Origin of the sequence: Enterobacter hormaechei subsp. xiangfangensis, assembly GCF_001729785.1 — a bacterium.
GTDB classification, from domain to species: domain Bacteria; phylum Pseudomonadota; class Gammaproteobacteria; order Enterobacterales; family Enterobacteriaceae; genus Enterobacter; species Enterobacter hormaechei_C.
Window position 1 is genome coordinate 1611777 of the sequence record NZ_CP017183.1, and the last position, 20183, is coordinate 1631959.

The 20183-nt window shown below is 55.1% G+C and carries 15 protein-coding genes; 6 read left to right on the forward strand and 9 right to left on the reverse strand.

Going from position 1 to position 20183, the window contains the following annotated elements; all coding sequences use genetic code 11:
- Nucleotides 1-63: 63 nt before the first annotated feature.
- From ompF to pncB, 3 genes are all read right to left on the reverse strand, one after another.
- Nucleotides 64-1122: a porin OmpF gene (gene ompF / locus BFV63_RS07545; RefSeq protein ID WP_048241069.1), complete on the reverse strand. Its 1059-nt coding sequence runs from the start codon at nucleotides 1120-1122 to the stop codon at nucleotides 64-66.
- 606 nt (nucleotides 1123-1728) lie between these two features.
- Entirely contained in the window at nucleotides 1729-3129 is a 1401-nt protein-coding gene (asnS, locus tag BFV63_RS07550) for an asparagine--tRNA ligase (protein WP_003858191.1), read from the reverse strand.
- Between the two features lie 168 nt (nucleotides 3130-3297).
- The gene (gene pncB, locus BFV63_RS07555; protein ID WP_003858188.1) at nucleotides 3298-4500 is read right to left on the reverse strand and encodes a nicotinate phosphoribosyltransferase; all 1203 of its coding nucleotides are present in this window, start codon (nucleotides 4498-4500) and stop codon (nucleotides 3298-3300) included.
- A gap of 254 nt (nucleotides 4501-4754) precedes the next feature.
- Here pncB and pepN point away from each other — a divergent pair, with 254 nt between their 5' ends.
- On the forward strand, nucleotides 4755-7367 hold the full coding sequence (pepN, locus tag BFV63_RS07560) for an aminopeptidase N (protein WP_048208990.1): 2613 nt from the start codon (nucleotides 4755-4757) through the stop codon (nucleotides 7365-7367).
- A gap of 102 nt (nucleotides 7368-7469) precedes the next feature.
- Here pepN and ssuB read toward each other — a convergent pair whose 3' ends face one another.
- Genes ssuB through ssuE form a run of 5 tightly spaced genes read right to left on the reverse strand, consistent with a single transcriptional unit; the run spans nucleotide 7470 to nucleotide 11710 of the window.
- Nucleotides 7470-8240 carry an aliphatic sulfonates ABC transporter ATP-binding protein gene (gene ssuB / locus BFV63_RS07565; RefSeq protein WP_023324411.1) on the reverse strand — a complete coding sequence of 257 codons (771 nt, stop codon included), beginning with the start codon at nucleotides 8238-8240 and terminating at the stop codon, nucleotides 7470-7472.
- Nucleotides 8237-9028, reverse strand: coding sequence for an aliphatic sulfonate ABC transporter permease SsuC (gene ssuC / locus BFV63_RS07570; protein WP_003858185.1), 792 nt, complete (start codon nucleotides 9026-9028; stop codon nucleotides 8237-8239). Before ssuC ends, ssuB begins: the two co-directional genes overlap by 4 nt.
- Nucleotides 9029-9037: 9 nt before the next feature.
- Nucleotides 9038-10183 (reverse strand): FMNH2-dependent alkanesulfonate monooxygenase, encoded by a 1146-nt coding sequence (gene ssuD, locus BFV63_RS07575; RefSeq protein WP_017384817.1) that lies wholly within the window; start codon nucleotides 10181-10183, stop codon nucleotides 9038-9040.
- Nucleotides 10180-11142: a sulfonate ABC transporter substrate-binding protein gene (locus BFV63_RS07580; RefSeq protein WP_023315761.1), complete on the reverse strand. Its 963-nt coding sequence runs from the start codon at nucleotides 11140-11142 to the stop codon at nucleotides 10180-10182. The genes ssuD and BFV63_RS07580 overlap by 4 nt, the downstream gene beginning before the upstream one ends.
- Entirely contained in the window at nucleotides 11135-11710 is a 576-nt protein-coding gene (gene ssuE / locus BFV63_RS07585) for an NADPH-dependent FMN reductase (RefSeq protein ID WP_003858180.1), read from the reverse strand. The genes BFV63_RS07580 and ssuE overlap by 8 nt, the downstream gene beginning before the upstream one ends.
- Before the next feature lie 249 nt (nucleotides 11711-11959).
- Here ssuE and pyrD point away from each other — a divergent pair, with 249 nt between their 5' ends.
- Both pyrD and zapC read left to right on the forward strand, forming a co-directional pair.
- Nucleotides 11960-12970 carry a quinone-dependent dihydroorotate dehydrogenase gene (gene pyrD / locus BFV63_RS07590; RefSeq protein WP_023315762.1) on the forward strand — a complete coding sequence of 337 codons (1011 nt, stop codon included), beginning with the start codon at nucleotides 11960-11962 and terminating at the stop codon, nucleotides 12968-12970.
- Between the two features lie 166 nt (nucleotides 12971-13136).
- Entirely contained in the window at nucleotides 13137-13679 is a 543-nt protein-coding gene (gene zapC, locus BFV63_RS07595) for a cell division protein ZapC (RefSeq protein ID WP_022650736.1), read from the forward strand.
- Here zapC and BFV63_RS07600 read toward each other — a convergent pair.
- Nucleotides 13676-14785, reverse strand: coding sequence for a YcbX family protein (locus BFV63_RS07600; RefSeq protein WP_048241067.1), 1110 nt, complete (start codon nucleotides 14783-14785; stop codon nucleotides 13676-13678). The genes zapC and BFV63_RS07600 overlap by 4 nt on opposite strands.
- Before the next feature lie 98 nt (nucleotides 14786-14883).
- On the opposite strand from BFV63_RS07600, the gene rlmKL reads away from it, so the two are divergent.
- The 3 genes from rlmKL to pqiA are packed head-to-tail and all read left to right on the forward strand — an operon-like array spanning nucleotide 14884 to nucleotide 20179.
- Nucleotides 14884-16992, forward strand: a complete 2109-nt coding sequence (rlmKL, locus tag BFV63_RS07605; protein WP_003858171.1) for a bifunctional 23S rRNA (guanine(2069)-N(7))-methyltransferase RlmK/23S rRNA (guanine(2445)-N(2))-methyltransferase RlmL — start codon at nucleotides 14884-14886, stop codon at nucleotides 16990-16992.
- 12 nt (nucleotides 16993-17004) lie between these two features.
- Nucleotides 17005-18912, forward strand: a complete 1908-nt coding sequence (locus BFV63_RS07610; protein WP_006809352.1) for an ABC transporter ATP-binding protein — start codon at nucleotides 17005-17007, stop codon at nucleotides 18910-18912.
- A gap of 13 nt (nucleotides 18913-18925) precedes the next feature.
- Entirely contained in the window at nucleotides 18926-20179 is a 1254-nt protein-coding gene (pqiA, locus tag BFV63_RS07615; protein ID WP_017693685.1) for a membrane integrity-associated transporter subunit PqiA, read from the forward strand.
- Nucleotides 20180-20183 lie beyond the last annotated feature (4 nt).

Below are 20183 nucleotides of genomic sequence, written 5' to 3' on the forward strand. Positions count from 1 at the left end.
TCAGGAATAAAAAAACAGGGCCGAAGCCCTGTTCATTAAGCATATAACAACGAGGTGTGCTGATTAGAACTGGTAAACCAGACCCAGAGCCACGATGTCGTCGTTGTTGATGCCCAGCTTGTTGTCGTCTTTCAGCTGGTTGATCTGATAGTCAACATAGGTAGACATGTTTTTGTTGAAGTAGTATGTCGCACCAACGTCGATGTAGTTGATGTAGTCTTCATCACCGATACCTTCTACGTCTTTCGCTTTAGATTTGTAATAAGCGATGGATGGACGCAGACCGAAATCGAACTGGTACTGAGCGACGACAGAGAAGTCCTGAGACTTGTTAGCGAAACCACGGCTGCCCAGACGCGCTGCGTTACGCATTTCGCCATAAATAGCTGCCAGGTAGATGTTGTTCGCGTCATATTTCAGGCCGGTTGCCCACTGTTCAGCTTTGTCGCCTTTACCCCATTCCAGCGTCTGCTGGTTGTTGGTACGGTCAGCGGCGCCATAAGCACCCACAATGCCGAAGCCTTCGAAATCATAGCTCAGTGAGGTTGCCCAGCCGTCGCCGTTGGAACGTACTGCATCAGTACGCTCGTTTTTGCCCAGGTACTGAACACCAAAGTTCAGACCGTCAACCAGGCCGAAGAAGTTGCTGTTACGGTACGTCGCCAGGCCACCGGTACGGCCAGAGAAGAAGTTATCGCTCGCGCCGGTGTCGCCACCGAACTCAGGGAGCATATCGGTGATGCCGATTGCATCATAGACCAGACCGTAGTTACGACCGTAGTCGAAGGAGCCTGCGTCACCGAATTTCAGACCTGCGAATGCCAGACGGGTTTTGTTGCCGTTCTGTGCATCGCCACCTTCAGAGTTGTTACCCTGGAAGTTGTATTCCCACTGACCGTAGCCAGTCAGCTGATCGTTGATCTGAGTTTCGCCTTTGAAGCCCAGACGTGCGTAAGTGTTGTCGCCATCGTTGCTGTCATTATCGGAGAAGTAATGCAGGCCGACTGCTTTCCCGTAAAGATCTAATTTGTTGCCGTCTTTGTTATAGATTTCAGCAGCGTTTGCTGCACCGGTTACCAGCAGGGCAGGGACTACCACTGCCAGGATATTGCGCTTCATCATTATTTATTACCCTCATTGGTTTTTTTATGACACTCGCCACTGCCGTCAATAAATTCTGTCAATAAATATTTCCGGAACTATTGATGAGAGTTAGGTGTCTTTATGTGTCTGACAGGCATCTTTCCATTCATAGAACCGTTTCGCTACACTGAAAGTGCTACAATCTTCAAAATTCAGTTACCAAAAGAAAATATATGTAACTAAATATGTATTTTTGGGAACTTTGTGAAGCACCTCAAACTTCAGCGCTTTCTGGTGAATTAACCCTCCGCTTTATTCTTATATATATGATTTCCTTATGTTTAATTTAGCTAAAGGCCTTTCGTATAAACAGAAGTTAAACGGCTCATTTTTTCTTATAATCGACAAAAGCCATCCAGATGGCTGTGAGGGTGGTTGTTTTTTGTGCTATTGCGTAAGGATTGTATTAAGCGCCATAAAAATGGAGTTAATTTTTTATCTCAGGGTATTTCGTGGAAACAAAACGTAACAGGTAGAGGTAATCGCGGGGTTGTGGTTTAAAGACGCTTACTTTTGACTGACGAAAACTGACATTGCAGGATAAAATAATGGCCAGCATTTGCTGGCCATTAAGGATTTGGTCGGTTAGAAACTTGCGTTACGCGGTGTGCGTGGGAACGGAATCACATCACGTACGTTCTGAACACCTGTTACGTAAGCAATCAGACGTTCAAAGCCCAGGCCAAAGCCGGAGTGCGGGACGGTGCCGTAGCGACGGAGATCGCGATACCAGCTGTAGTCCGCCGGGTTCAGACCCATCTCCTGCATACGCGCGTCCAGCACATCCAGTCGCTCTTCACGCTGGGAGCCACCGATAATCTCACCGATGCCCGGCGCCAGCACGTCCATCGCGGCAACGGTTTTACCGTCTTCGTTAAGGCGCATATAGAACGCCTTAATGTCTTTCGGATAATTTTTCACCACAACCGGTGCTTTGAAGTGCTTCTCTGCCAGATAACGTTCGTGCTCGGAGGAGAGATCCACGCCCCAGTAAACCGGGTTTTCGAATTTCTCACCGCATTTTTCCAGGATAGCGACCGCGTCGGTGTAATCCACCTGCGCGAAGTCTGCGGAGACGAAGCGCTCAAGACGGGCGATGGCGTCGTTATCGACACGCTCAGCGAAGAATTTCATGTCGTCTGCGCGCTCTTCGAGAACCGCTTTGAACACGTATTTCAGCATCGCTTCTGCCAGGCCTGCCACGTCATTCAGATCGGCAAAGGCCACTTCCGGCTCCAGCATCCAGAATTCCGCCAGGTGACGGCTGGTGTTGGAGTTTTCCGCACGGAAGGTTGGGCCGAAGGTATAGATCTTAGACAGCGCACAGGCGTAGGTTTCGCCGTTCAGCTGGCCAGAAACCGTCAGGAAGGCTTCTTTACCAAAGAAGTCTTTGTCGTAATCCACTTTACCTTCCGGCGTACGCGGCAGGTTTTCCATATCCAGCGTTGAAACGCGGAACATTTCACCTGCGCCTTCGGTATCGGATGCCGTGATCAGCGGAGTAGAAACCCAGAAGTAACCCTGCTCGTCAAAGAAGCGATGCAGCGCCTGCGCCAGCGTATGACGCACGCGGGCAACCGCACCAATCAGGTTGGTGCGCGGACGCAGGTGCGCAACTTCACGCAGATATTCGATGCTGTGACGCTTTGCAGCCATCGGGTAGGTGTCCGGATCTTCAACCCAGCCGGTCACTTCCACCGAGGTCGCCTGAATTTCGTAGCTCTGACCCTGGCCCGGAGAGGCCACCACTACACCGGTGACGATCACGGAACAACCGGTTGTCAGGTGCAGAACGTCATCATTGTAATTGGGCAGAGAATTATTAATGACGGCCTGTACAGGATCAAAGCAGGAACCGTCATAGACGGCGAGGAAGGAGATGCCAGCTTTAGAATCTCGGCGAGTACGCACCCATCCGCGCACGGTGACCTCCTGGTCAACGGCGACACGGCCCTGGAGTACGTCGGCTACAGGCACAACGCTCATAATATTCTCTCTGTTAATAGTCGGAAAAAATAAACACTTGTCCGCCCTTATAGGGGGGATATCTATGTTACCTGCCATCCGCTATCAGACAAGTAAATTTCACCGTCTTGAGAGAAGAAATAAGAAATAAATAAGAGAAGGGGAGCCATGAAGGCTCCCCCGAAGCCGTTAACTGGCTTTTTTAACCTGAGGCAGATCGAAGGCTTTACGTAATGCGCGGACAAACGCTTTGTCATGGCAGATGGTTTTGCCAGGGCTGTCGGAGAGCTTCGCGACCGGCTTACCGTTACATTCCACCAGTTTTATGACGATGTTCAGCGGTTTTACCTGAGGGATATCACAGGTTAACCGCGTACCAATCCCGAAACTCAGGTTCACCCGCGATGAGAAGTGGCGATAAAGGTCGACGGCTTTCGCCAGGTCAAGGTTATCGGAAAAGACCAGCACCTTACTCATTGGGTCGATACCCAGCTTTTCGTAATGGGCGATGGCTTTCTCACCCCATTCAACCGGGTCCCCGGAATCATGGCGCAAACCCTGGTAGCGTTCGGCAAACTCAGGGCCAAAGTCGCGCAGGAACGCGTCCATGGTAATGCAGTCGGTAAGGGCAATACCCAGCCGATCCGGGTATTCCTCTAGCCACGCGGCGAGGGCGGCGCGCTGGCTGTTGGCAAGGTCAGGGCTAATCTGCTGGTGCGCCTGGAACCATTCGTGCGCCTGGGTGCCCATCGGCGTTAAATCAAGGCGACGTGCCAGATCGTAGTTACTGGTGCCAACGAACCACGGCTCCTGTTGCAGACGTCTGACAATGGCTTCCTGAACCTCGCGAGAGAAGCGGCGGCGCGTGCCAAAGTCCATCAGACGGAAGCGGGACATATCCAGCCCTTCGGTCAGTCTGGAAAACTCAACGAGTTTATTCTCCAGAGCGGCGACCGCCTGCGTCACACCGGTTTCAGGGGAGCGATAGCGGTGGGCCAGCTCGCTGATCACGGCCAGAAGCGGCACTTCCCACATGATCACCTCGCGCCACGGGCCGGTCAGACGAATGTCCAGCTTGCCGTTATCATTGGTGACGGTGACCTGTTCCGGCTTATAGCGGAACTCACGCAGCCAGTTCAGATAGTCCGCTTTAAAGAAAGGCAGGCCTGAAAGCCACTGATATTCGTCATCGGTGAGCGCCAGATGCTGCATGGCCTCGACCTGTTCACGAATGGAATCTGCGTAGATACCCAGCAAGTCGTCACCCCGGCAGCGAAATTCCGCCGCAACATGGACATCATGATAGTGGTGAAACACGGCTTGCTGCATATGCAGCTTGTACGCGTCGGTATCCAGCAACGTATGCAGAACCGGAGAAGCGAATTGAGTCATAGGTGCGCTGTAGCATCCTCTCACGGGAGCGTTTAGTACAATAAACAACTCCGGAGTATACCCTGTTTAGTGATTTATTGAACCCCGATCACAACATAAGCACACTTTATGGTCGAGAGCATTTCGTGCCCCGTGTTATAAAAATGTAGCTAAAAAGGGCGTTGTGCCTGAAAAGATGAACATTCTGCATAGCGCGTTTTACACAACAGGAATATATTGAATCGTTACTCGACAAACGATGCATAAGGTTTTCTATGACACAACAGCCACAAGCTAAATACCGCCACGACTACCGTGCGCCGGAATACCTGATAAGCGATATCGATCTGACTTTCGACCTGGATGCCACAAAAACCGTCGTGACGGCGGTAAGCCAGGTGACGCGCCAGAGCGCGACAGCCGTGCCGCTGCGTCTGGATGGTGAAGACCTGACGCTGGTTTCCCTGCATATTAACGATGAAGCCTGGTCAGACTATAAAGAAGAAGGCAACCAGCTGGTCATCGACAACCTGCCGGAACGCTTTACCCTGCGCATCGTGAATGAAATTAGCCCTGCCGCCAATACCGCGCTGGAAGGGCTTTACCAGTCAGGCGTAGCCCTGTGTACCCAGTGTGAAGCCGAAGGTTTCCGCCACATTACCTGGTATCTTGATCGCCCGGACGTCCTGGCGCGCTTTACCACCAAAATTATTGCCGACAAAACGCTGTACCCGTACCTGCTCTCCAACGGCAACCGGATTGGCGAGGGGGAACTGGAGAATGGCCGTCACTGGGTACAGTGGCAGGATCCGTTCCCGAAACCCTGCTATCTGTTTGCGCTGGTAGCGGGAGATTTCGATGTTCTCCGCGACACCTTTAAAACGCGCTCTGGCCGTGAAGTCGCGCTGGAGCTGTTCGTGGATCGTGGCAACCTTGACCGCGCACCGTGGGCAATGACCTCTCTCATCAACTCCATGAAGTGGGATGAAACGCGCTTTGGTCTCGAATATGACCTCGACATCTATATGATTGTTGCTGTCGATTTCTTCAACATGGGCGCGATGGAGAATAAAGGTCTTAACATCTTTAACTCCAAATACGTGCTGGCGCGTACCGATACCGCCACGGATAAAGATTACCTCGATATCGAACGTGTTATCGGCCACGAATATTTTCATAACTGGACCGGGAACCGCGTCACCTGTCGCGACTGGTTCCAGCTGAGCCTGAAAGAGGGCTTAACCGTCTTCCGCGATCAGGAGTTCAGCTCCGATCTGGGATCGCGGGCGGTGAACCGCATCAACAACGTGCGCACTATGCGTGGTCTGCAATTTGCAGAAGATGCCAGCCCAATGGCCCACCCGATCCGCCCGGATAAAGTCATTGAGATGAATAACTTCTACACCCTGACGGTGTATGAAAAAGGCGCTGAAATTATCCGCATGATCCACACCCTGCTGGGCGAAGAGAATTTCCAGAAAGGGATGCAGCTTTACTTCGAGCGTCACGACGGCAGTGCGGCCACCTGCGACGATTTCGTCCAGGCGATGGAGGACGCCTCTAACGTGGATCTGTCTCATTTCCGCCGCTGGTACAGCCAGGCCGGTACGCCGATCGTGACGGTCAAAGACGACTACAACCCGGAAACCGAGCAGTACACGCTGACCATCAGCCAGCGCACGCCGCCAACGGCCGAGCAGGAAGAGAAACATCCGCTGCACATTCCGTTCAGCGTTGAGCTGTACGACAACGAAGGCAACGTGATCCCGTTACAGAAGGGCGGTTACCCGGTGCATAACGTGCTGAACGTGACCCAGGCAGAGCAGACCTTTATCTTCGATAACGTCTATTTCCAGCCCGTTCCCGCCCTGCTGTGCGAATTCTCCGCGCCGGTGAAACTCGAATACAAGTGGAGCGATCAGCAGCTGACGTTCCTGATGCGTCACGCGCGCAACGATTTCTCGCGCTGGGATGCGGCACAAAGTCTGCTGGCGACCTACATCAAGCTGAACGTCAACCGTTACCAGCAGGGCCAGCCGTTGACGCTGCCGGTTCATGTGGCAGACGCGTTCCGTGCCATCCTGCTGGATGAGAACATTGACCCGGCGCTGGCGGCTGAAATTTTAACGCTGCCGTCTGCGACTGAAATCGCCGAGCTGTTTGACATCATTGATCCGATTGCCATCGTCGCCGTGCGTGAAGCACTGACCCGCACGCTGGCGACCGAACTGGCAGATGAGTTCCTCGCCATTTACAACGCCAACAAGCTGGACGCGTATCGGGTGGAACATGCGGATATCGGTAAACGTTCCCTGCGCAATACCTGCCTGCGCTATCTGGCGTTTGGTGAGGCAGAGCTGGCGAACACGCTGGTCAGCAAGCAGTACCACGAAGCCGATAACATGACGGATGCCCTGGCCGCGCTGGCTGCAAGCGTTGCCGCCGAGCTGCCGTGCCGCGATGCGCTGATGCAGGAGTACGACGACAAGTGGTATCAGGATGGTCTGGTGATGGACAAGTGGTTCATCCTTCAGGCCACCAGTCCGGCAGCCGATGTACTCAGCAAAGTACGTAGCCTGCTGAAGCACCGTTCGTTCACCATGAGCAACCCGAACCGCGTCCGCTCTCTGATTGGTGCCTTCGCCAGCAGCAACCCGGCCGCGTTCCATGCCGAAGACGGCAGCGGTTATCAGTTCATGGTTGAAATGCTGACCGAGCTGAACAGCCGTAACCCGCAGGTGGCGTCTCGTCTGATTGAGCCGCTGATCCGCCTGAAACGTTACGATGCGCAGCGTCAGGCGAAAATGCGCGCCGCGCTTGAGCAGCTGAAAGGGCTGGAAAATCTGTCTGGCGATCTGTACGAGAAGATTGCTAAGGCCTTAGCGTAATAAAAAATTGCCCGGTGGGCAGGTAAAAGCAAAACGGCAACCTCGGTTGCCGTTTTTAGTTTTTTCTCCCTCTCCCTGTGGGAGAGGGCCGGGGTGCGGGCATCAGGCATTAGCTTTAATCAACACCCGTTCACTTACCCCACGCTTCATCACCCGATCCAGCACTTCGGCTTCCAGCTCCCCCAGTCGGGCCGATCCCACGCGGCGAGGACGCGGAATATCTACCGTCAGATCCAGACCAATTTTACCTTCTTCTATTAACAGCACCCTGTCTGCCATTGCCACGGCTTCACTGACATCATGCGTCACCAGCAGCACCGTAAAGCCGTGCGTCTGCCATAGGGTTTCAATCAGATCCTGCATTTCGATCCGCGTCAGGGCATCAAGCGCGCCGAGCGGTTCATCAAGCAGCAGCAGGCCGGGACGATGAATCAGCGCGCGTGCCAGCGCTACGCGCTGCTTTTGTCCACCCGACAGGGCCGCAGGCCACTCTCCCGCGCGATTCTCCAGCCCTACCGCAGCGAGTGCCTGCCGGGCGTCCTCCCGCCAGCTGCCCTTCAGGCCCAGCCCGACGTTATCCATCACCGTTTTCCACGGCAGCAGACGCGCATCCTGAAACATCATGCGCGTATCATCCTGAATCGTGGCCAGCGGCGTAGTGCCTGCAAGAATGTCACCGCTGTTTGGCGCTTCCAGCCCGGCTAAAAGACGCAGCAGGGTACTCTTGCCGCCACCGCTGCGGCCGACAACGGCAACAAACTGTCCGGCAGGAATGTGCAGATCCAGTGCATTCAGAATGGTGTTGTCGCCGTAGCGTTTGGTCACGCCGTTCAGCAGTAACGGTGTTCCCTGGTTCAGTCGTGCAGTATTCATGCTTTCGCCTCCTGAGCGGTGTAGGCCGGGTTCCAGCGCAGCCAGCTACGTTCCAGCCACTGGGCGCTGACGTCCGCAAGTTTGCCGAGCAGGGCATAAAGGATAATGGCAACCACCACCACGTCCGTTTGCAGGAACTCGCGGGCGTTCATGGCCAGATAACCAATGCCGGAGTTAGCCGAAATGGTTTCCGCCACGATCAGGGTTAGCCACATCAGGCCGAGCGCAAAACGCACCCCAACCATAATGGAGGGCAGGGCGCCCGGCAGGATCACATGGGTAAACAGGGCAAAACCTGACAGGCCATAGCTGCGGGCCATCTCAACCAGACCGCGATCGATATTGCGGATCCCATGCCAGGTATTGATATAAATCGGGAATAACGTTCCCAGAGCCACGAGGAAAATTTTGGCGCTCTCATCAATGCCAAACCACAAAATAACCAGTGGGATAAGCGCCAGATGCGGCACGTTACGCAGCATCTGAACGGAGGTATCCAGCAGCCGCTCACCCCAGCGGGACAGGCCGCTGATCAGCCCCAGCGTCAGGCCGATGCTTCCGCCAATCGAAAAGCCGATTACCGCGCGCCAGGAGCTGATGGCAAGATGTTGCCACAGCTCACCGCTGGCGCTGAGCGACCAGAACGCTTCCACAACGCCCTCCGGAGAGGGCAAAATGCGGCTCGACAGCCAGCCAGTTGAAGACGCCAGTTGCCAGACGAGGACAATGCCGACGGGCAGAAACCACGGCGCGGCGCGCAGTAGCCATTTTTGTGCGGTTGCAGACATGGTGGCTCCTTAGCTTTGCGCGACTTTTCTCGGGATAAACGCGTTCGCCACGGCTTCGCCCTGTAACTGAAGCTGGCGTGGCTGCGGAATTTCCGGGATAGCGACATCCAGGTGCGGAAACAGCAGTTCACCCACCTTGTACGCCTCCTCCAGATGCGGGTAGCCAGACAGGATAAAGCTGTCGATCCCCAGCGCCGCGTATTCATTAATGCGTGCCGCTACGGTTGGGCCGTCGCCGACCAGCGCCGTGCCGGCGCCGCCGCGCACCAGACCCACCCCGGCCCACAGGTTCGGGCTGATCTCAAGATTTTCACGCTTGCCGTTGTGCAGGGAGGCCATCCGGTGCTGGCCCACGGAGTCGGTTTTGGCAAACGCCGCCTGTGCTTTAGCGATAGTATCGTCGTCCAGATGAGCGATCAGACGGTCGGCGGCTTGCCAGGCCTCGTCGTTGGTTTCGCGGACGATCACGTGCAGGCGAATACCAAAGCGTACCGTACGGCCATGTTCTGCGGCTTTAGCGCGTACCTGAGCAATTTTCTCTTTCACCAGCTCCGGTGGCTCGCCCCAGGTCAGATAGAGATCGACCTGCTCAGCCGCCAGCTCCTGCGCCACGTCCGACGATCCGCCAAAATAGAGGGGAGGGCGCGGCTGCTGTACCGGCGGGAAGTAGAGCTGCGCATCGCGAACGTGGATATGTTTCCCTTCGAAGGTGACGGTTTCCCCTTCCAGCAGACGTCGCCAGACGCGGGTGAACTCAGCGGAGGCTTCATAGCGTTCGGTATGATCGAGGAAAACGCCATCCCCCGCCAGCTCCTGCGGATCGCTGCCCGTCACAAGGTTGAACAGCGCACGGCCGTTGGAAAGCCTGTCCAGCGTTGCCGCCTGACGCGCCGCGACGGTGGGCGACACCACGCTCGGGCGCAAGGCTACCAGGAATTTCAGGCGCTGGGTGACGGGGATCATTGACGCGGCAACCAGCCACGCATCCTCACATGAACGGCCCGTCGGGATCAGCACCCCGGTAAAACCGATGCGGTCTGCCGCCTGGGCGATCTGCTGTAGGTAGCCGTGATCGACCGGGCGGGCGCCTTCTTCTGTGCCAAGATAGTGTCCATCACCGTGGGTGGGTAAAAACCAGAAAAGATTCAGACTCATGATTTTTTTCCTTCAATGCCAGCGGGTTGCCAGATGCGTTCGCGAATATTCACCTGCTTTGGAACCAGGCGGTTTTGATAAAAGAGGTCTGCCGTTTGCTGCTGGAGAGCGGCAACGTGGGCGTCAACCGGTGCTATGGTGGTGGGAGGACGGTGGTCAAGATAGGTGGCGATCACCGGTTCAGGCAGGCCCATGGTTTTTGCCAGCAGCGTGATGCTCTGCTGACGCTGGCTTTGGGTCAGCGCATCGGCCTGAGAGAAGGTATCCAGCACCTGCTGAATAAATGCGCCATTTTTCTCAGCGTAAGGACGTGCCGCCAGGTAGAACGAACCGGTCTGCTTCAGGGTGGTGCCGTCTTTCAGCACCCGCACACCGCCCTGCAACAGTGCGGCGGAGTAGTACGGATCCCAGATAGCCCAGGCATCAACATTTTTTTGCTGAAACGCCGCGCGCGCATCGGCAGGCGTCAGGTAAACGGGCTGGATATCGGTGAATTTTAGGCCGGCCTCCTGCAACGCGCGCAGCAGCAGGTTGTGCGAGCTTGAACCTTTCTGGAAAGCAACCTTATGGCCTTTGAGGTCGGCGACGCTTTTGATCTCGCTGTTTTCGGGCACCAAAATAACCTCTGCCTTCGGCTTGGCTGGCTCAACGCCAACGTAAACCAGATCCGCCCCGGCAGCCTGCGCAAAGATCGGCGGGATATCGCCGGTGCTGCCTAAATCAATACTCCCGACGTTCAGCGCCTCCAGCATCTGTGGTCCGGCAGGGAACTCGACCCATGAGAATTTGGTCTCCGGGAAACGCTTCTCCAGCAACGCATGGCTTTTCGCCAGCACCATGCTGACGCTGCCTTTCTGATAACCGATACGCAGGCTCTCCGGCGCTTTCACCGTCGCCTGAGCCAGCGACGCCACTGCCAGCAGACCTGCCAGCCCGATACGGGTAACTGTTTTAAACATGCGCCACTCCTTGTGATTGATGAAATGCCGCCGCGTGGCGATCCCGACGGTTCAGGGCGTGCCAGAAGGTTTCAAGCGCGCTGTCGAGGCGGGTTTGCAGATTCGGCGTGAAATGCGGTTTATGCTGGTAGTCGATTACCTGTGAGTCGTCAGCGAAGACGCCATGCAGGATCTCCTGTGCTTTCAGCGCGTTCAGAACCGGCTTGAGGGCATAATCCACCGCCAGTAAATGGGCTACCGTACCGCCTGTGGCCAGCGGCAGGACGACCTTACCGTCCAGCGCACGTTCGGGCAGCAGATCGAGGAGCGTTTTCAGTGCGCCGGAAAAAGAAGCTTTATAAATCGGTGTCGCGACGACCAGCCCGTCAGCACTCTTAAGCTGTTCGATCAGGGTTTTCAGCGCCGGGCTGTCGAAACGGGCGTAGAGCAGATCTTCAGGCGCGAAATTGTGCAAATTCCAGTGACACACTTCGACATCCAGAGCATTAAGCTTTTCGCGAGCGTATTCCAGCAGTGCGCTGGAGCGAGAGGGGAAGCGGGGGCTTCCGGCCAGGGTAATGACGCGCATGGTTGCTCCTTATAACTAATTGTTTGCTTTTATCTAACATTCATAACAATTTTCAGGAGTGTGACATTGCGTGGTTATTCCACTAAATGATTTATCCTCAGGATGAATGCAGAAAAATGCATAAGAAGCGAACCGATAAGTAAACGATTGCGTTTTACGTGGCTTTTTTTGCCACAGGTCAATTCCCTTTCCGGGCGGGATCGCACATAATCCCCTCCCGGTTTGCACACCGGGAATCCAGGAGAGTTCATGTACTACCCCTTCGTTCGTAAAGCCCTTTTCCAGCTCGATCCTGAGCGCGCTCATGAATTTACATTTCAGCAGTTACGCCGTATTACAGGAACGCCTCTGGCCGCGCTGGTGCGTCAAAACGTGCCGGAAAAACCAGTTCAGTGCATGGGCCTGACTTTCAAAAATCCACTGGGCCTGGCGGCCGGTCTGGACAAAAATGGCGAATGCATTGATGCACTCGGTGCGATGGGCTTTGGCTCGATCGAAATCGGGACGGTAACGCCGCGTCCGCAGCCGGGAAATGACAAGCCACGTCTGTTTCGCCTGGTTGAAGCCGAAGGGCTGATCAACCGCATGGGCTTTAATAACCTTGGCGTCGATCATCTGGTTGAGAACGTTAAGAAAGCCCATTTTGATGGCGTGCTGGGTATAAATATTGGCAAAAATAAAGACACGCCGGTCGAGCAGGGTAAAGATGACTATCTGATTTGTATGGAAAAAGTCTATGCCTATGCCGGTTATATTGCGGTGAATATTTCCTCGCCTAACACCCCAGGGCTGCGTTCATTACAATATGGCGAAGCGCTCGACGATCTTCTTAGCGCCATTAAAAATAAACAAACGGCGCTACAGACGATCCACCATAAATATGTTCCGGTCGCGGTTAAGATCGCCCCGGATCTTTCGGCAGAAGAATTGATCCAGGTTGCCGACAGTTTAGTTCGCCATAATATTGATGGTGTGATTGCGACCAATACGACACTCGATCGCTCTCTCGTTCAGGGAATGAAAAACTGTGACGAAGCGGGTGGATTAAGTGGCCGTCCGGTACAATTAAAAAGCACCGAAATTATTCGCGCACTCTCCGCGGAATTAAAAGGCCAGCTGCCGATTATTGGCGTGGGTGGCATTGACTCCGTCATCGCTGCACGTGAGAAGATGGCGGCAGGCGCATCGCTGGTGCAAATTTATTCCGGCTTTATTTTTAAAGGGCCGCCGCTGATTAAAGAAATCGTCACGCATATCTAATCTTTTCTCTTAATCAGACAACCAGGGCTTTATTTCCAGCCCTGGTTGTTTTATATTCCGTCATTGTTGCTTATTTAGACATTATAGTCTTTTATTACTAGTGTTATAAGCGAAGCGGCAAACAGGACATTTTTAGTACAGGACGTTTAGGGGACGGGAGAGAAACATGCGAATTAAACCTGACGATAACTGGCGCTGGTATTTTTGTGAAGAGCATGACCGTATGATGCTCGACTTAGCCAATGGCATGTTGTTTCGCTCTCGTTTTGCGCGCCGAATGTTAACGCCAGACGCGTTTGCTCCCTCAGGCTTTTGCGTTGACGATGCTGCACTCTATTTCTCTTTCGAAGAAAAATGCCGCGAGTTCGATCTCTCCAAAGAACAGCGCGCTGAACTGGTATTAAATGCACTGGTGGCGATCCGTTTCCTGAAACCGCAAATGCCGAAAAGCTGGCATTTCCTTGCGCACGGCATGAGCTGGACCCCGGCTATCGGCGATGCGGCGAGCGTCAATCTGAGCGATACCGAAGAGGAGGTGAATTTGCTGGTGGTTGAACCCGGTGAAAACGCTGCGCTCTGTTTGCTGGCCCAACCCGGCGTGACCATTGCCGGGCGAGTTATGCAGTTAGGTGATGCCATCAAAGTGATGAACGACAGGCTGAAGCCACAGCTGCGCGTTGATTCCTTCAGCCTCGAACAGGCGGTTTAAGCTTCCAGCTGTACGGATGTTTTCGGGACACAGCTACAGCACAGGATCGTGCCGTCACCGCCAATCGCAGATTTCTTCAGGGCACTCACTTCACCTTCGACCAGTTTAATGCGACAGCATCCGCAAATCCCCGCGCGACAGGAATACGGTACGCGGATACCCGCCTGTTCCAGTTGTTCCAGTAGCACCTGCTGATTGTTACCACGGATAACTTTGCCTTCCCAGTGAATATCCACCGCGGAAGCGACGTTGGTTACCACGTCAACCATCTCTTCTTCCTGACCTGCGCCGTACACCCTGGCAGGCCCGCGGGTAAGGATCTCGATCTCGTCGCCCACGCGGATCACACCGCTGGAGCGGGGGATCAGGTTCTGGCCGAAGTCGACATCACCTTTATCCTGCGCGGTGCGAAATGACTGCAAGGTTTTTAGCGGTTCACCGGAAGGATGCTTCTGGCCTTTCTCCGGGCTAATGGTGGTGAGAATACAGCGGCTGCACGGTTTCACCACGTCAAAAATAACGCTGCCGATGCGGATGACTTTCCAGGTATCTTCATCCCAGGCCTCCGCTCCGGTCACCACCAGATTCGGGCGAAACTGCTCCATCTGCACGCTGGCTTTGCAACGTTTTTGTAAATCTCGCAGCGAGGCCTCGCTGGTCAGCAGAAAGGGAAAACCATCCGCGAAGGAGAGGGGAACCGCATCGTGGCGCTTCACGCGACGGGTCAGCGCAGGCCCAACCCAGCGCAGCTGAACGTCACGGGAGAAAAAGCCGCTGAGCCACTGGTTAATGTTATCCGGCGCGATACGCGCGGTAAAATGATTGCCCCACACTTCCGTTGGCGCATCAAGCGGCGCAAAATCAGCAAAGCGGATCACGACGCTTGAACCGTCTGGCGCGGTCAAATGCAGCCCGTCATGAAGCGGGGAAGGCGTAAAGCGAACCATCTGCGGGAACTGACGTGCGGTGATAAACGTACCGTCAGGCTCGGTGACCATAAAAATACGATCGAAGGCGAATCCGCTCATATCGGCCAGCGCGTGAGTCACGCCGATACCGCGCATCGATTTCACCGGATGAATAAAAAGCCTGGATAACGTCGCCACTACACACTCCCGCTAAAGAAAATAAGCCTTCAACTTTATGACATACACGCCATATTAGCTATAATGCGCGACAATTTTCTATGAGTAAAAGTGACGATATGAATTCTCTGTTTGCCAGTACGGCCCGTGGGCTGGAAGAGCTGTTAAAAACTGAACTGGAAGCCCTGGGCGCGAAAGAGTGCCGGGTGGTTCAGGGTGGTGTCCATTTTGAGGGCGACACGCGGCTTATTTACCAGAGCCTGATGTGGAGCCGTCTGGCGTCGCGCATCATGCTGCCGATGAAAGAGTGCAAGGTCTACAGCGATCTTGATCTCTACACCGGCGTACAGATGATCGACTGGACAGAGATCTTCACCCCGGACGCCACCTTTGCGGTGCATTTCAACGGCGTCAACGATGAGATCCGCAACAGCCAGTACGGTGCCCTGCGCGTTAAGGATGCCATTGTGGACTGCTTCACGCGTCGTAATAAAGAACGTCCGAACGTTGACCGTGAAAACCCGGATCTGCGTATCAACGTCTGGCTGAACGGCGATACGGCCAGTATTTCCCTTGATCTGAGCGGCGCAGGCCTGCATCTGCGCGGTTATCGCGATCGCACCGGGATGGCGCCGATCAAAGAAACGTTGGCTGCCGCTATCGTGATGCGCTCCGGATGGCAGCCAGGTACGCCGCTGCTCGATCCGATGTGCGGTTCCGGTACGCTGCTGATTGAAGCCGCGATGCTGGCCACCGACCGTGCGCCAGGGCTGCACCGCGGCCACTGGGGCTTCAAAGGCTGGGCGCAGCACGATGAGGCCATCTGGAAAGAGGTCAAAGACGATGCGCAGACCCGCGCCCGTAAAGGGCTGGCGGAATACACCTCTCACTTTTACGGTTCGGACAGCGATGCACGGGTGATTGAACGTGCGCGCAGCAACGCCCGTCGTGCCGGTATCGGCGAGCTGGTCACCTTCGAGGTGAAAGACGTGGCGAACCTGACCAACCCGTTGCCAAAAGGCCCGTACGGTACGGTGATCAGCAACCCGCCGTATGGTGAGCGTCTGGACAGCGAGCCGGCGCTGATTGCACTGCACAGCCTGCTGGGCCGCAACATGAAAGCGCATTTCGGCGGCTGGAACCTCTCCCTGTTTAGCGCCTCGCCGGAGCTGCTGAGCTGCCTGCAATTGCGTGCCGATCGCCAGTTCAAGGCGAAAAACGGCCCGCTGGACTGCGTGCAGAAAAACTACCATCTGGCAGAGATAGCGGCGGATAGCAAACCGTCAGGCGTGGCGGAAGATTACGCCAACCGCCTGCGCAAAAACCTGAAGAAATTTGAGAAGTGGGCAAAGCAGGAAGGCATCGAATGTTATCGCCTGTACGACGCTGACCTGCCGGAATACAACGTGGCGGTTGACCGCTATGCGGACTGGGTAGTGGTTCAGGAATACGCCCCGCCGAAAACTATCGATGCGCAAAAAGCGCGTCAGCGTATGCTGGATGTGATTGCGGCCACCATCGCCGTACTCGGCATTTCGCCAAACAAGCTGGTGCTGAAAACCCGTGAGCGTCAGAAAGGCAAAAACCAGTATCAGAAGATGGGCGAGAAGGGTGACTTCATCGAAGTGGGCGAATATAACGCGCGCCTGTGGGTTAACCTGACCGACTACCTTGATACCGGTCTGTTCCTCGACCACCGTATCGCCCGCCGCATGCTGGGCCAGATGAGCAAGGGCAAAGACTTCCTGAACCTGTTCTCCTATACCGGCAGCGCCAGCGTTCATGCGGGGCTTGGCGGCGCGCGTAGCACCACCACGGTCGATATGTCCCGTACTTATCTGGAGTGGGCAGAGCGCAACCTGCGTCTTAACGGCTTAACCGGTCGTCAGCATCGCCTGTTACAGGCCGACGTGCTGGGCTGGCTGCGCGATACCGACGAGCAGTTTGACCTGATCTTTATCGATCCGCCGACCTTCTCTAACTCCAAGCGTATGGAGGATAGCTTTGACGTTCAACGCGATCACCTGCGCCTGATGACCGACCTGAAGCGCCTGCTGCGTAAAGGCGGCACCATTATGTTCTCGAACAACAAGCGCGGATTCCGCATGGATCACGACGGCCTGGCCGAACTGGGACTGAAAGCACAAGAAATCAGCCAAAAAACGCTGTCTCAGGACTTTGCCCGTAACCGTCAAATCCACAACTGCTGGCTGATTTCCGCGGTCTGAAAGGAAAAATAAATGTCTTTAATTAGTATGCACGGCGCGTGGCTCTCTTTCAGCGACTCACCGCTTCTCGATAATGCAGAGCTGCATATCGAAGATAACGAGCGCGTCTGTCTGGTGGGCCGTAACGGCGCAGGTAAATCGACGCTGATGAAAATCCTCAACCGTGAGCAGGGGCTGGATGACGGCCGTATTGTTTACGAGCAGGATCTGATCGTCTCTCGTCTGCAACAGGATCCGCCGCGTAACGTCACCGGCAGCGTTTACGATTTTGTGGCCGAAGGGATTTCAGAGCAGGCGGAATACCTCAAGCGTTACCACGAGATTTCGCATCTGGTGATGACGGACCCGAGCGACAAGAATCTCAACGAGCTGGCAAAAGTGCAGGAGATGCTCGATCACCACGGTCTGTGGCAGCTGGAAAACCGCATTAATGAAGTGCTGGCCCAGCTTGGCCTGGAAGCGGATATGGAGCTGTCGGCGCTCTCCGGCGGCTGGCTGCGTAAAGCGGCGCTGGGCCGTGCCCTGGTGAGCGGGCCTAAGGTGCTGCTGCTGGACGAACCGACGAACCACCTGGATATCGAAGCGATTGACTGGCTGGAAGGGTTCCTGAAAACCTTTAACGGCACCATTATCTTCATCTCCCACGACCGTTCGTTCATCCGCAATATGGCCACGCGCATTGTCGACCTCGACCGCGGCAAGCTGGTGACTTACCCGGGCGATTACGATACCTATCTACTGGAGAAAGAAGAGAACCTGCGCGTCGAAGAGCTGCAAAACGCCGAGTTCGACCGCAAGCTGGCACAGGAAGAGGTCTGGATCCGTCAGGGCATCAAAGCCCGTCGTACCCGTAACGAAGGCCGCGTTCGCGCCCTGAAGGCGATGCGCCGCGAACGTAGCGAACGCCGTGAAGTCATGGGGAGCGCCAAAATGCAGGTTGAAGAGGCGTCCCGCTCGGGCAAGATTGTCTTCGAAATGGAGAACGTGAATTATTCGGTTGACGGCAAAGTGCTGGTGAACGATTTCTCCGCTCAGGTTCAGCGCGGCGACAAAATTGCGCTGATCGGCCCGAACGGGTGCGGTAAAACCACGCTGCTGAAACTGATGCTCGGTCAGCTCCAGGCCGACAGCGGTCGTATCCACTGCGGTACCAAACTGGAAGTGGCGTACTTCGACCAGCACCGCGCAGAGCTGGATCCAGACCGTACGGTGATGGATAACCTCGCTGAGGGCAAACAGGAGGTCATGGTTAACGGCAAGCCGCGTCACGTGCTGGGCTACCTTCAGGACTTCCTGTTCCACCCGAAACGCGCCATGACGCCGGTGCGCGCGCTGTCCGGCGGTGAGCGTAACCGTCTTTTGCTGGCGCGTTTGTTCCTGAAACCCAGTAACTTATTGATTCTCGATGAACCGACTAACGATCTGGATGTCGAAACGCTGGAACTGCTGGAAGAGTTGATTGATGGTTATCAGGGAACCGTGATGCTGGTCAGCCACGATCGTCAGTTTGTCGATAACACCGTGACCGAGTGCTGGATCTTCGAAGGCGAAGGACGCATCGGGCAATATGTAGGCGGCTATCATGACGCGCGTGGACAGCAATCACAGTCGCTGGCGCAAAAACAGGCGAAGACTAAAAATGTCGCTGAACCTGTTGTTGCAAAAGCAGAAACTGTCAAAAAGTCTCCTGCTAAAATGAGTTATAACTTGCAGCGCGAGCTGGAGGGGCTGCCGCAGCGTCTGGAAGAGCTGGAAGCTGCACTGGAAGCACTGCAAATCCAGGTCGCTGATGCGTCATTCTTTACGCAGCCTCACGACTATACTCAGAAAGTATTGGCTGAACTCTCCCAGGCTGAACAGGCGCTGGAAGAGGCATTTGAGCGCTGGGAGTACCTTGAGTCTCTGAAAAACGGCGCATAAACAGGGATAATCTATGTGTGACCAGCACCATGCCGATCGGCATATATTATGCTCGCAATGCGATATGCTCGTGGCGTTGCCAGAGCTTGGTCACGGACATAAAGCTGCCTGCCCGCGCTGCGGCGCTACGCTGACGACCGAGTGGGACGCGCCAAGGCAGCGTCCTACGGCTTATGCGCTGGCAGCCTTATTCATGTTACTGCTCTCCAATCTCTTCCCTTTCATCTATATGAAAGTAGGTGGGATGACCAGCCAGGTAGATTTACTGGAAATTCCTGGCGTGATGTTCTCGGAAGATTACGCCAGCCTTGGCACCTTCTTTCTTCTGTTCGTGCAGATCGTCCCGGCTTTTTGCCTGGTCGTCATTCTGCTGCTGGTCAACCGCGTCAGGATGCCCACTGTCCTTAAAATCAAACTCGCGCGGATCCTTTTCCAGCTGAAAAGCTGGGGGATGGCGGAAATTTTTCTCGCGGGTATCCTGGTCAGCTTCGTGAAGCTGATGGCCTACGGCGATGTGGGGATTGGCAGCAGCTTTATTCCGTGGTGTCTGTATTGCGTGCTGCAACTGCGCGCGTTCCAGTGCGTGGACCGACGCTGGGCCTGGGACGATATTGCCCCGGCGCCGACGCTCTCGCAGACGGTAAAGGTGGGCGTACCGGGTATCCGTCAGGGGCTTCGCTCCTGCTCGTGCTGCACCGCCGTGCTGCCCGCGGATGTCGAGGTGTGTCCGCGTTGTGAAACAAAAGGTCACGTCCGGCGCAAAAATAGCCTGCAATGGACCATGGCGCTGCTGGTGACCTCTGTCATGCTCTATCTGCCCGCCAATATCTTGCCGATCATGATCACCGATTTGCTCGGCGACAGAATGCCCTCGACCATACTGGCTGGGGTGATTTTGCTGTGGAGCGAGGGATCTTACCCTGTAGCAGGCGTCATATTCCTCGCCAGTATTATGGTTCCGACCTTAAAGATGATTGCCATTGCCTGGCTTTGCTGGGATGCAAAAGGGCACGGTAAGCGAGACAGCGAGCGCATGCATCTGATTTATGAGGTCGTGGAATTTGTTGGCCGCTGGTCGATGATTGACGTGTTCGTGATTGCGGTTCTCTCAGCGCTGGTGCGTATGGGTGGGCTGATGAGTATTTATCCCGCTATGGGAGCGCTGATGTTTGCGTTGGTCGTCATTATGACCATGTTTGCGGCCATGACCTTCGACCCTCGTTTATCGTGGGATCGTGAGCCCGATTCAAGCCATGAGGAAGAGTAAGAGC

What these genes read in the sequence shown, in the direction of transcription:
- ompF (WP_048241069.1), bottom strand. Translation starts at nt 1,122, where the DNA reads ATGATGAAGCGCAATATCCTGGCAGTGGTAGTCCCTGCCCTGCTGGTA.
- asnS (WP_003858191.1), bottom strand. Translation starts at nt 3,129, where the DNA reads ATGAGCGTTGTGCCTGTAGCCGACGTACTCCAGGGCCGTGTCGCCGTT.
- pncB (WP_003858188.1), bottom strand. Translation starts at nt 4,500, where the DNA reads ATGACTCAATTCGCTTCTCCGGTTCTGCATACGTTGCTGGATACCGAC.
- pepN (WP_048208990.1), top strand. Translation starts at nt 4,755, where the DNA reads ATGACACAACAGCCACAAGCTAAATACCGCCACGACTACCGTGCGCCG.
- ssuB (WP_023324411.1), bottom strand. Translation starts at nt 8,240, where the DNA reads ATGAATACTGCACGACTGAACCAGGGAACACCGTTACTGCTGAACGGC.
- ssuC (WP_003858185.1), bottom strand. Translation starts at nt 9,028, where the DNA reads ATGTCTGCAACCGCACAAAAATGGCTACTGCGCGCCGCGCCGTGGTTT.
- ssuD (WP_017384817.1), bottom strand. Translation starts at nt 10,183, where the DNA reads ATGAGTCTGAATCTTTTCTGGTTTTTACCCACCCACGGTGATGGACAC.
- BFV63_RS07580 (WP_023315761.1), bottom strand. Translation starts at nt 11,142, where the DNA reads ATGTTTAAAACAGTTACCCGTATCGGGCTGGCAGGTCTGCTGGCAGTG.
- ssuE (WP_003858180.1), bottom strand. Translation starts at nt 11,710, where the DNA reads ATGCGCGTCATTACCCTGGCCGGAAGCCCCCGCTTCCCCTCTCGCTCC.
- pyrD (WP_023315762.1), top strand. Translation starts at nt 11,960, where the DNA reads ATGTACTACCCCTTCGTTCGTAAAGCCCTTTTCCAGCTCGATCCTGAG.
- zapC (WP_022650736.1), top strand. Translation starts at nt 13,137, where the DNA reads ATGCGAATTAAACCTGACGATAACTGGCGCTGGTATTTTTGTGAAGAG.
- rlmKL (WP_003858171.1), top strand. Translation starts at nt 14,884, where the DNA reads ATGAATTCTCTGTTTGCCAGTACGGCCCGTGGGCTGGAAGAGCTGTTA.
- BFV63_RS07610 (WP_006809352.1), top strand. Translation starts at nt 17,005, where the DNA reads ATGTCTTTAATTAGTATGCACGGCGCGTGGCTCTCTTTCAGCGACTCA.
- pqiA (WP_017693685.1), top strand. Translation starts at nt 18,926, where the DNA reads ATGTGTGACCAGCACCATGCCGATCGGCATATATTATGCTCGCAATGC.